General features: G+C 68.7%; 9 protein-coding genes. 6 read left to right on the top strand and 3 right to left on the bottom strand.

The genetic code is table 11. The features are described from left to right. Window positions 1-646: 646 nt before the first annotated feature. The 6 genes from QWU11_RS36615 to QWU11_RS36590 all read left to right on the top strand — a co-directional run bounded on the left by QWU11_RS36615 (window position 647) and on the right by QWU11_RS36590 (window position 8704). Window positions 647-1690 (top strand): hypothetical protein, encoded by a 1044-nt coding sequence (locus QWU11_RS36615; protein WP_290119105.1) that lies wholly within the window; start codon window positions 647-649, stop codon window positions 1688-1690. A gap of 12 nt (window positions 1691-1702) precedes the next feature. Continuing rightward, window positions 1703-2317: a LysE family translocator gene (locus tag QWU11_RS36610; RefSeq protein WP_290119104.1), complete on the top strand. Its 615-nt coding sequence runs from the start codon at window positions 1703-1705 to the stop codon at window positions 2315-2317. A 34-nt stretch (window positions 2318-2351) separates the two neighbouring features. Then, on the top strand, window positions 2352-3323 hold the full coding sequence (locus QWU11_RS36605) for an SGNH/GDSL hydrolase family protein (RefSeq protein ID WP_290119103.1): 972 nt from the start codon (window positions 2352-2354) through the stop codon (window positions 3321-3323). 99 nt (window positions 3324-3422) lie between these two features. Next, on the top strand, window positions 3423-5435 hold the full coding sequence (locus QWU11_RS36600; RefSeq protein ID WP_290119102.1) for an iron-containing redox enzyme family protein: 2013 nt from the start codon (window positions 3423-3425) through the stop codon (window positions 5433-5435). Continuing rightward, on the top strand, window positions 5417-7234 hold the full coding sequence (locus QWU11_RS36595; protein ID WP_290119101.1) for a carbamoyltransferase: 1818 nt from the start codon (window positions 5417-5419) through the stop codon (window positions 7232-7234). The genes QWU11_RS36600 and QWU11_RS36595 overlap by 19 nt, the downstream gene beginning before the upstream one ends. Before the next feature lie 138 nt (window positions 7235-7372). Further along, window positions 7373-8704 (top strand): aspartate aminotransferase family protein, encoded by a 1332-nt coding sequence (locus QWU11_RS36590; RefSeq protein WP_290119100.1) that lies wholly within the window; start codon window positions 7373-7375, stop codon window positions 8702-8704. Here QWU11_RS36590 and QWU11_RS36585 read toward each other — a convergent pair. From QWU11_RS36585 to QWU11_RS36575, 3 genes are read right to left on the bottom strand one after another with little or no spacing between them, the layout of a single operon-like run. Then, a complete protein-coding gene (locus QWU11_RS36585; protein WP_290119099.1) occupies window positions 8701-9879 on the bottom strand; it encodes an MFS transporter in 1179 nt (392 codons plus the stop codon). The two genes, QWU11_RS36590 and QWU11_RS36585, sit on opposite strands and share 4 nt — an antisense overlap. Window positions 9880-9885: 6 nt before the next feature. Beyond that, window positions 9886-11136, bottom strand: coding sequence for an ATP-grasp domain-containing protein (locus QWU11_RS36580; RefSeq protein ID WP_290119098.1), 1251 nt, complete (start codon window positions 11134-11136; stop codon window positions 9886-9888). Beyond that, entirely contained in the window at window positions 11133-12068 is a 936-nt protein-coding gene (locus QWU11_RS36575; RefSeq protein ID WP_290119097.1) for a fatty acid desaturase, read from the bottom strand. Before QWU11_RS36575 ends, QWU11_RS36580 begins: the two co-directional genes overlap by 4 nt. Window positions 12069-12133: the final 65 nt, after the last annotated feature.

The raw sequence follows: 12133 nt of genomic DNA, 5'->3' as shown, positions 1-12133 counted from the left end.
TCAGGAACTGCCGCCACGCCGGACCCGCCCGGCGAGGCGCGGGATCGATGCCGGCGGCATGCAGGATCTCCCAGGCTGTAGACGCGGCGATCACATGCCCCAAGCGGGCCGGCTCGCCTTGGATTCTCCTCTGCCCCCACGTCGGGTTCTCTCGCGCCATCCGCACGACCAGCGTCGATGGTTCACCAGCCGGGACAACGCCGTAAGCCAGAGCCGGTCGGCGTGATCCCACCGCGGCCGGCCTCCGGCCTGCCGGCGCAGCACCTGATTCTCGCGACGAAGCACGAGCAACCCGACGTCCTTGGACAGATCCGACCGGACCAGCACCACCAGCAGGCATCTCATCAACCGGTAGAGCAGGGACCAGAGCTCCTCGCGATGCTCCCAGCCACGACATTGATCCCGCAGCGAGACCACAGGTCACAGCACAAAACCGAGATTTCGAGCGGCACACGGTCGGCGCGATGAGGCGCGATGGAACGGGATGGAACGCCTCTCGGTTAGGAACCACGCCGCCGATAAAGCAGTCCTGGTGAGAAGGCACAGCCTTCTGATCAAGGGTGTGGCAGCCGTGGCCTGGACGCCTGGTGGCGTCGACCTCGCCATCAGTAGGGGTATTTCCGACACGTGCTTTTAGGGGGCCGATATGTCGGTGATCAATGTGCATAACGAGTGGGATCCGCTGGAAGAGATCATCGTCGGCATCGCTGACGGGGCACGGGTGCCGTCCGTCGACGGAGGGCTTTTCGCCATCGACTACGCGGCGGACCTCGATGAGCCTTCACAGGTCCCGACCGGACCCTATCCGGAGCAGGTCGTCGAGGAGGCCGGAGAGGATCTGGACGGACTGGCCGAGCTGCTGAAATCACACGGTGTCACCGTGAGGCGGCCGGATTTCCTCGATCTGAGCAGGGAATTCGGCACTCCCGACTGGTCCTCGGACGGATATTACAACTATTGTCCACGCGATGTGCTGCTGCCCATCGGAAACACCATTATCGAGGCACCGATGGTCCTGCGATCGCGGTACTTCGATGCGTTCTCGTACCGACGTCTCCTGCTGGAGTATTTCGATGGCGGCGCACAGTGGATTTCTGCCCCGAAACCGCGGCTACCGGACGAGACCTACAACGTGCGGCCGGAGTCAGGCTCCATTCTCAACGACCTTGAGCCGATCTTCGATGCGGCCAACGTGCTGCGCGTCGGACGGGACATCCTGTACCAGGTGTCGTGCAGCGGCAACCGGTACGGCATGCGGTGGCTGGAGCGGGTGCTCGGCGACGAGTACCGGATGCATCCGGTCGCCGGCGTCTACGAGGGGACTCATCTGGACACCACGATCACGCCGGTACGCCCGGGTCTCGTGGTCATCTGCCCGGAACGGATGCACGAGGACCAGGTACCCAGGATCTTCAAGAACTGGGACGTCATCTGGTGCCCGCCGATGATCGACTCGGGGTGGCACGGTCCCTTCCCGCGCGGCTCCATCTGGATGGGGATGAACTTCATCATGCTCGACCCGGAGACCGCGGTCGTCGGGGAGGACCAGCTTCCGCTCATCAAGGAACTGGGGCGGCACGGGATCACCACCGCCCCGGTGCGGATGCGGCATGCGCGCACGCTCAGCGGCGGTGTCCACTGCGTCACGGCCGACATCCGGCGACGCGGCACTCTCGAGGACTACTGCTGAGGACCGGCCGCCGTGAACTACCTTTCACTGATCGTCTTCGTGGTGGCGACATGCGGCGCCCCCGGGCCCAACAATGTCATGATCATGTCCTCGGGTACCACGTACGGCCTGCGGCGCAGCCTGGACCACGCCATCGGCATCAATGTGGGCTTCCCGCTCATGACCATCGCGATCGGGCTCGGGCTCGGCGAGGTGCTCAGGGAGTGGCCCGGCGTCTATGACGTCCTGCGTCCGATCGGCGCCGCGTACCTCATCTACCTCGCGTACCGGATCGCCATGACGAGGGTGTCGGCCGAGTCCGTGGCCGACCGCAGGCCGCTGACCTTGCTGCAGGGCGCGTTCTTCCAGCTGGTCAGCCCCAAGTCCTGGGTGATGATCATTGGTGCGATCGGCACGTACGCCACCGCGACCGGCGACAACTTCACCCAGACCCTGATCATCAGCCTCATCTTCCTGGTCTTCGGTACGCCATGCACCCTCGCCTGGCTCGCGGCCGGCGTGCTGCTCAAGGGGGCCGTCTCCCGTCCGCGGCGCCTGCGCGCATTCAACGTCGGCATGGCGTCCCTGCTGATGCTCACCCTCATCCCGGTCTTCGCCGAGATCGTGAAAGAGAACGTCGTCTCCTAGATGGCCGGCGCCTGATCACCGAAAGGCGGTCCGTATGTCCGTACGTGCGGAGCTGACCCCGCAGATGCTCCGGTATGAGGCCGAGTTCACCGATGACGGGGAAATCCGGTGGCTCCCGTACCTCATGTACTTCCATCCCGCGGCGTACAGCTCGGAAACGGTCTCCACAGACCGCAGCGGGTTCCGCTATTCCGAGGCGGCCGGCCGCAAATACTCGGTCGCCGACCTCCGCGGGATCACTGCGGCCCGGCTCCTCGCGGGCAGTTCCACGGTCTTCGGGATCGGTGCGAGCTCAGATGCCTGGACCCTGTCGTCCCGGCTGACCGAGCGCGATCCGCGGCACGAGCCGTGGCTGAACTTCGGCGGCCGGAGCTTCAACTCCGCCCAGGAGCTGTCGCTGCTGACCCTCAATCTGCACCTGCTGCCCGAGATCCGGGAAATCGTACTGTTCTCCGGTTTCAACAACCTTGGCCTGGCGAGGCTACCCGCGGCGCTACGCGGAGAGCACGGGGCGTTCTTCAACTGCACGCAGTTCTTCGAGGCGCTGGGCAATGGCAGATCCAAGCGTCGATTTCTCCACAGCGCCGAACCCGTGCCGGCCATGGGCCGGCAGATCGCGTACGCCGCAGAACTCACCCTCCGGCACCTCGCGGCCTGGCAGATCTTCGCCACCCACCTGGGGGCCAGGCTCACGTATGTCCTGCAGCCGCTCAGTGGCTGGGTCAGGGCGAAGGGGTGCCCGGAGGAGGAGCGGCTGTTCGCCGAGCTCGACCGGCTCGGCCGATTCTCCGACACCTACGGCGACATTCTCGACCCCGAGGTGCACGGGCGGTACGCCGCGCTGCTCGCCGCGGGAACACGCAAGCTCGGTGCCGGCTTCGTCGACTTCGCGGCGGCCCTGGCCGAGCGGGCGGGACCGGAGCGATGGCTCTTCGCCGATCGCATCCACTTCACCGATGACGGCCATGACCACGCGGCCGGCCGACTACTCGACCTGATCGGATAAGGGGGACTCATGCGCAGGCTCAAGTCGCTGTTCGGGAGGCTGTTCGGCAGGAAGCGCGGGGGCAAGCCCGATTCCTCGATCTATCCGATGTTCTGAATCATGTGGCGCGATTTGTACGCTGCGGCGGCTGATCCAGAGGCCTTCTTCGACGGTCCGTACCTGCGGGCCGCGATGGATGCGTGCGTTGGCGAGCCGCCACCGAAGCCCGGCGGCCTGCCGATGGACGACCTCGGGGTACGTGCGGTCCTGACGCAGTCGGCGCCGATGGCCGCCGTGCTCGGCTGCCCCTTCCAGGGCGCCAGCGCGCCCGGCGTGTTCGAGGACGAGGTTCAGCTGCGGGCCATGGCCCTGCTGGCCGATGACATCGGGGTCGGCGGACCCGACGCGTCGCGGCCCGCGGCGTTCCGGCGGTTGCTGCACAGGGAATGCCTGGCCGGGTTCGCGGTGGATGCCGCCCGCCTGGCGTCCGCCGCGGAGATCGACGACGGGATGTTCGCCCTGCCCGCCGTGCTGTTGGCGGTCAGCCGTCGCGCTGACCTTTTCCTGGTCGAGCTCGCGGGGATCGATTTGGCGCTGCGCACCGCCGGGCTGCTGTCCTGCTGGACCACGGTGCGGGCGGCCCGCCCGCACGCGGCCGAGTGGGACAGGCTCGATCTCGCCCGCGGTTCTGGTCTGGATCCCGTACAGGAGTCAATGGCCATCGCCACGGCCTGCGCGGAACTCGGCCCGCGGGAGACGGCCAGAATCGAGGCCGCGATCGGCTGGCTGGAGCGTGCTCTGGCCTACTGGGAGACCCGGCTCGCCACCATCTGCCGCGCCACGCTCGACCCGGCACATGCCATGGCCGAGATGCTGCGGACGAGGTCGCGTGAGGCATCGGCCTACCACCACGACTTCGAGCTGGCGGGGCGTGACCTCGCCGGCTGGCTGCGCGAGGCCGCTCACGACCCGTATGAGCTGCTGAACGCGCTGGCCTCCAGCAGGCTGGTCCGCCCCGGCGCGCCCGAACGCAGTCCGCTGCTCACCACGCTGGTGGCACCCGGCGGCCCGATGTTCCGCGTGTTCAGCCCTGACGACCTGGTCACGATCCACCGCTGGATCGCGCAACTGCCCGATCCGGCCGCGCGTTCGGTTGCCGCGGCGCCGGAACCGCCCGCCCCGCCACCGGGTTCCTGGGTTCCGGCCGGGAGCGGGATCGTTCCGGGGAGCTTGCGCGAGGCCTACTACGTACTGCAAGGCCGGGCGCTGGCCCCGCGGACCAGGGCGTACGCGCTGGACTATGCGCGGGACTGGCTCGAGCGCGCGGAGCGGACCGCCGACCGGGGCCTGCCGTCGGAGTGGGTACGCGACGGGCTGCGCGCGTGGCTGCTGGACCGGCACTCCGAGCACGACCAGGAGTTCTCCGCGCAGGGCGCCGAAGACCTGCCGGATCGGGAGACGGTCATCGACTCCGCAGTGCAGCTCGCGCCGTTGACGCTCATCGACGGGGCCTGGCTCCTGGGGTGCACGGACGTCGCCCTGGCCTCCTCGGCGGTGGGTTGCGCACTGTTCCGTACGTACTGGGACGAGCTCGGCAATGGAGAGGCCGCGCTGAACCATCCCAGGATCTACCGGGACTTCCTGCTGGGCATGGGCGTCCGGCTCCCGCCCACCGCGAGCCTGGCGTTCGCCCGCGACGAGCGGATCAGGGAGGGGTCGCTGCGCCTGCCTGTTTTCTGGCTGAGCATCGGCAAGTTCCCCCGTACGTTCCTGCCGGAGATCCTCGGCCTGAATCTGGCGATGGAGCTGTCCGGAGTCGGCGGTGGCTACCGGTCGGCCCGCAGATTCCTGCGCGCGCACGGCTTCAGCACGCTGTTCGTCGACCTGCACAACACCATCGACAACGTCTCGACCGGGCACTCGGCGTGGGCCGCCGACGCCATCGACGCCTACCTGAGCGCCAGTGCCGACCCCCTGGAGCGGGCGGCCCGCTGGCGGCGCGTCCGGGTCGGCTATGCGTCGCTGGCCCCCCAGAAACCCAGGTGGCGGGCCAGGCAGGGCCGCGGCGCCGACGGCCCCGTCCTGCACCACCCTCGGATAAGGATGGATTCATCATGCCGAGACATGTCCTAGGGCTGTCCGCCTACTACCACGACAGCGCGGCCGCGCTGGTCAGGGACGGTGTCGTGCTCGCCGCGGCGCATGAGGAGCGGTTCAGCCGGGTCCGGCACGACCGGTCCTTTCCCCGAGCCGCCGCGACGTACTGCTTGGATCATGCGGGCATCACACTCGACGAGTTGGATGAGGTCGTTTACCACGAGGATCCGGAGCTGAAGTTCGGCCGAGTACGGTCGTCATTCGGCAGCGCGGGGCCCGGCGGGATGCGGGCGTTCGCCGAGATCTATCCCGAGTGGCTGGGCTGGAAACGCCGAGTGCTCGACAGGGTCGAGCGGGAGCTGGCCGGGCTCGGCAGGGGTCGCCCTCCGCGCCCGCGCAACTCCCAGCACCACCACTCTCATGCCGCCTCCGCGTTCTTCCCCTCTCCCTTCGACAACGCCGCGGTGCTCACCATCGACGGCGTCGGCGAGTGGCAGACCACCACGGTCTGGCACGGTCAGGGCGACAGCCTGCGGTTGCTCAACTCGATCTCCTATCCGCACTCGCTGGGCCTGCTCTACTCGGCCTTCACCTCGTTCTGCGGCTTCAAGGTCGACTCTGGCGAGTACAAGCTCATGGGGCTCGCGCCGTACGGGACACCTGTGTACGCCGACCTCATCAAAGAACGGCTGATCCGGCTCAGAGAAGACGGCTCGTTCACCCTCGACCTGCGCCATTTCGAGTTCGTGCGGGGCAGGCGCATGGCAGGCGCTGCTTTCGCGCGGCTGTTCGGCGGACCCGCCAGGACACCCGACGAGCCGCTGACCCAGCGCGAGTGCGACCTTGCCGCCTCGGTGCAGCAGGTGACCGAGGAGGCCGTGCTCGGCCTGGCCCGGCGGGCCCAGGAGCTGACGCGGGAGCGGCGGTTGTGCCTGGCCGGCGGGGTCGCGCTCAACTGCGTCGCCAACGGTGTGCTCCTGCGGACCGGCTGGTTCGACGAGTTCTGGATTCAGCCGGCCGCCGGGGACGCGGGTTGCGCGCTCGGCGCCGCGCTCACCGCCGCGGTGCCGGTCTCCGGCCGGCCGCACCTCGGGGTCGCACCCGATGGGATGAGCGGGGCGCTGCTCGGCCCCGAGTACTCCGATGCCGAGATCCGCGCGTTCCTCGATGGGCGCGGCGCGCCGTACACAGACGATCCGGACGTGGACGCGACGACGGCGGCCCACCTTGCGGCGGGCAACGTGGTCGGCTGGTTCCAGAGCAGGATGGAGTACGGCCCGCGCGCCCTCGGCGCCCGCTCGATTCTGGCCGACCCGCGGCAGACGGCCATGCAGAAGAGCCTCAATATGAAGATCAAGTTCCGCGAGTCATTCCGGCCGTTCGCCCCCGCGGTACTGGCCGAGGACGCGGAGAAGTACTTCGACCTTGGGCAGGAAAGCCCGTACATGCTGGTGTGCGCCCAGGTGACCGAGGCGATCAGGAGCAGCGGCGCCGATGATCGGGGACTCGGCAGCATCAACGAGGTACGTTCCGCGCTGCCCGCCATCACCCATGTCGACAACTCGGCGCGGGTCCAGACCGTGGACCCGGTGCGCCATCCGAGGTTCGCCCAGCTTTTGCGCGCGTTCCGCGACAGGACCGGGTGCTCCGTCCTGGTCAACACCTCCTTCAACGTGCGGGGCGAGCCGATCGTCCGCACCCCGGAGGAGGCCTACACCTGCTTCATGCGCACCGGTATGGACGTGCTCGTGATGGGCCGGTTCGTCCTTGTCAAGGAGGACCAGCCGGACTTCGCGGAAGCCACTGACTGGCGTGACCAGATCCCCCTCGACTGACGGAAGGCCTTTCATGACAATGCTGCCCCGCGCCCTGTATGTCGTCCGTTACCTACCGGTCTGGGCCTTGCGAAGGCTTACCGGGACCGGACGATACGGCCCGCGCGCCCACCGCGCCGAATCCTCCTGGGACCTGTGATGTCCAGCGTCATCTACAAGAACATCGGCAGACAGCCGATCTGGGCCGACTCGGGGACCGGCATCTGGCTGGAGGACAGGGACGGCGTTCGCTACCTGGACACCTGCGGCGGGGTCGCGGTCTCCAGCCTCGGTCACCGGCACCACCGGATCGCCGCGGCGGTCGAGCGCGAGGCCCGCAGCCTGGCCTGGGCCCACGCGGGGACCTTCACCACCGAACCGGCCGAGGAACTGGCCGACCTCCTGGCATCCTGGTCGGGCGGCCTCCCACACGTCCAGTTCCTGTCGGGCGGCTCGGAGGTCATGGAGCTGGCCGTCAAAATCGTCTATCAGTATCACTGCGAGCGCGGCGAGCCGTCGCGGCAGTTGATCATCTCGCGGTGGCAGAGCTATCACGGCAGCACGCTGGGCATGCTGGCGATCTCCGGCAACCGGCAGCGGCGGTCGGTGTTCGAGCCGCTGCTCGGCCCGGCCGAGTTCGTCTCACCGTGCTACTCCTACCGCGGGCTGTTGCCCGGCGAGACGCCCGAGGCGTACGGGCTGAGACTGGCCGAGGAACTGGAGGAGACGATCCTGCGGATCGGGCCGGAGCGGGTCGCCGCGTTCGTCGCCGAGACCGTGGTGGGCTCGACGGCAGGGGCGGTCCCCCCTGTTCCCGGGTACTTCAGGCACATCCAGCGGGTATGTGCGGCGTACGGGGTGCTCTTGCTGCTGGACGAGGTCATGGCGGGCCTCGGCCGTACAGGGCGGCACTTCGCCTACCTCGACGACGGCGTCGTGCCCGACCTCGTCACGGTCGGTAAGGGCCTCGGCGCGGGCTATGTGCCGCTCGCCGCGGTGCTGGTGTCCGCCGACGTTCATACCGCGCTCGCCGGCGGACAGGGCGTGCTCCAGAACGGCCAGACTCATGTCAACCACCCGCTGGCCTGCGCCATCGGCCTCGAGGTGCAGCGCACGATCGTGGACGAGGGCCTGCTGGACAATGTCAGGGCTCGGGGCGAGCAGCTACGCCGCTGCCTGGCAGAACGCCTCGGCCCCCGGCCGTACGTCGGCGACGTACGGGGACGCGGTCTGTTCACCGGCGTCGAGCTGGTGGCCGACCGCGCCACCAAGGAGCCGCTGAAAAACGGGGCGGTACTGGCCGCCGCTCTCAAACGAGAGGGCCTCGAACGGGGGCTCCTGCTGTATCCGGGCTCCGGCACCATCGACGGTGTGGCGGGCAACCATGTGCTGCTCGCACCCCCGTTCATCATCACCGAGCCCCAGATCAACCTCCTGGTCGATCTCTTCACAGAGACTCTCGACGCGGTCGTCCCCGTGATGTCCCGCTAGCGGTCGCTTTCCTCTCGGGGGCGGATCTCCCGCCCCGCGTCCTCACGGGGTATGTACCGGCGTACGCCGAGTGCGGTCGCCGCGGCGGCCACGCAAGCGGTCGCGCCGATCACGATCGATAGCCGGCCGGCCCCGGCATCGATCAGCATGAGGCCGAGCACGGTGGCCCCTGCCTCCGCCAGGCCCCAGGTGAAGGTGATGGCGCTCATCGCCAGGGTGGTCCGGCCGGCGAACGCTCGTAGTGCGAGCACCTGATAGAACGGCCCCCACACCATCTCGGCCGCGGTGATCAGGAAGACCGCGCAAAGCGCCGCGGGCAGGGCGTTCCGGGCGGCCGGAAGCAGCGCCACGCCCGACGCCATCACGAGGTTCGGCAGCAGGATCTGGGACCGCTCGCCGAGCCGCGTGCTGAGGCGGGTCGCCGGCACCTGCAGCAGCACGATCAGGACGCTGCCGGCCATGAACAGCGCTCCGACCCGCTCGGCGCCGAGCCCGTCCTTCGCGTACGCCGGGAAGAGATCGTAGAACTGGGCGTACGCCACGAAGGTCAGGAAGTTCATCGCCAGCACCAGGCCGATGCCCCTGCCCGCCCCGCCGGCGGCCGCCTCCGGCGTCGGCCGGTGGCCGGACGGACCGTCCCCGGGCATCCGTACGGCCAAGGCGAGGGCCGCGACCGCGATGACCATCGGGGCCACCGGGTAGTAGCGTGCCGCGTGGACGACCAGCACGCCGGACAGCAGCGGGCCCACACTGGCCGCCAGGTTCAGCGCCACGTTCTCGTAGGAGAACGCCTTCCGGCTCTCTTCGGGGCTGAATCGCAGGGCGATGAAGGTGATCTGGGCCAGTGTCGCGGCGGAGTTGGCCAGGCCGAACGCGGCGGAGACGGCCAGCCAGGCCGCCGCCGAGCGGGTCCCGGTGAGGGCCAGCACGGCCATGCCGCCCGCCGTGCCGATCGCGGCCGCCTGGGATGCCAGCACGATGGTGCGTTTGTCGTACCGGCTGATCAGCCCGGTGAGGACAAGGCCGCCGATCCGGTTGGTGATGATGCTGGTGCCCACGATCAACCCGACGGTGGCCCCGTCCATACCCGGCAGCCCGTCCAGCCAGACGATCTGGAAGGGGAGGAAGAGGTCCCAGACCGAGGCGCTGACGAACCGCAGGACGTAGATGAGCACCGGGGCTCATTCCTCCGAGACGTAGTAGGGCACGACGACCCCGTCGTCCGTCTCGATGCCGATGCCACGCATGTCGTGCTCCGCCTCGTCGGCGAATCCGGTCAGCATGCCCACCCACGAGGCGTCGGAGGTTCCGATCGGGGGTACCGGGACACCGAACCGGGCGAACTGGGTGTGGATCCCGCGGAGGTCGGCCGGCAGCGCGATCGAACGTACGGTGCCGCCCTTCTCCAGGCCGTAGAAGAAGGCGACCGCGCTCCGGATCTCGCCGGGGGCGCGGAGGACGGGCGGCGATCCCGCAGCCGCCCGATCGAGCGGCAGGAGTACGGAGTGGCGCAGAATCTCACCGGGCTGGAACCCGTGCGCGAGGGCGATCTGCTCGGCGTACGTGGCGCCGCCGATCCGGCCCATGTTGGCGTCGATGAGGTGCGCGCTGTCGTCGGTGATGATGAACTCGCAATGGAAGTAGCCGTTGCGGAAACGGGACCGCTCGATCAGCGCGCGCACCGCCTGCCGGCACCGCTGCCTGACCTCGCGGGTGAGCCGGTCGTCCGCGGGCAGCAGGTCGCTGACCTCGGTGGTGCCGATCCGGCCGCGCAGGGAGAAGCAGAGGAAGGTGGCCACGCCATCCTGGGCGAAGCCCTCCAAGCTCACCAGCCGGCCCTTGATCCGTTCTTGCAGGATCCAGGTCTGCTCGGCGGCGTCCGGCAGCCCTGACGTGGCGATGGCCGCTCGGAGCGCGGACTGTGAGACCTCGCCGGGCTCCCATCGGGTCACCCCGCCACCACCGGACACCATGCCCGGCTTGAGCACGAGTCCGCTGGTCAGCCGAGCGAACGCAGAGACGTCGAGCCGTGCCAGATCGCCGGAGCGGAAGATGAGGCCGTGCGGCGAGTACTCCGGCACCAGACGCATGACCTCGGCCTTGCTCGCCAGCCGGACGGCGGCGGGCCCGGGGTGCCGGAGCCCGTGCGCGTCGGCGATGGCCGCGACCAACGGGAACTTGTCGTCGTAGAAGCTGGTGATCGCGTACGCGCCGGCGAGGATGCCGGGGTTCTCGGCGAGAACACTCAGGACGGCCGATGACTCCTCGATGTCGGCCGGGTAGTGCGCGCAGTCTTCCAGCGCCTTGCGTGACTCGCCCGAGTACGCCTCGATGTCGAGGATGAAGACCGGTTCGTATCCCGCGGCGCGCAGGGCGTTGGGCAGGTACTTGGCCGTGATGCAGTTGACCCCGATGATAACGAGCTTTTTCATCGGGCCCTCCGAAGCTCGCGGAACAGCTTGCGGTAGAAGTCGGCGTAGCCGCGCTCGACGTGGACGGCATGGCGGGCCACCTCGACATGCCGTGCGGGCAGCCGGTTGATCGGCACCGTCATCGCGGCGTGGTGCTCGATGTGCAGGTTGTTGCCGTTGGTGAACCAGGTGCTGAGCCGGCCGCCGCGGATGCTGCGGGTGTTGCGCAGCACGTCTGTGGTCTCGGTGTCGCATAGCAGGTGCTCGGGCAGCTCGACCAGGAAGTGCAGCGGCAGGGCGAGCGCCAGCGGCAGCAGCCACAGACGCAGCACGAGCCCACCGTGGCCGGTCGCGATGACGGCGAGCGGCACCAGGAGCATCAGACCGGCCAGCCGGTATTCGGCCATGACGTCGCGCCGCGCTCGCACACTGATCTGCCCTGTGTCATAGCGCCAGCTGCCGCGCCAGCTGCGGTAGATCTCCCGGCCGACCCCGGCGAGCCGGGGGTAGTCGAACAGACCCCGCAGCAGCATGGTGACGGTCAGCGGCCGGCGCGGGTCGAAGCCGAAGAACTCCGAGTCCTGCGGTGTGCCCAAGTAGCGGTGATGCTGCAGATGCCGCACCCGGTAGTGCGAGTAGATGACCAGCAGCGGCAGCCCGAGCGGCACTCCGACCAGCCGGTGCGGCTTGGCCGCCCGGAACGCCGAATGATGCAGGCACTGGTGCTGAAGCTCCACCGCATGGGTGAAGACCAGAGCCAGCAGCACCACCCCCGCGGCGGTGAACATCCCGCCCGTCAGCGCCATGAACGCACCGATGCCGCCCAGCACGACGGCGGCCACGAGTTTTGCCACGAACGCCCGCTCGTCCCGGGCCGAGACCCGCTCTCGCCGGAAAAGCCGCTCCAGTTCGCCGCGCGCGATGACCGGCGCGGCCGTACTTCCGCTGACCATGTCGAAACCCCCGAGACTGGTGAAGTGTGTCGTCTTAAGGGCGTTCCATGGCGTTCCATGGCGTT

The organism is Actinomadura sp. DC4, assembly GCF_030406325.1.
Taxonomy (GTDB): domain Bacteria; phylum Actinomycetota; class Actinomycetes; order Streptosporangiales; family Streptosporangiaceae; genus Actinoallomurus.
Note: the sequence above shows the minus strand (reverse complement) of the source record. Positions and strands in the feature narration are given on the sequence as shown.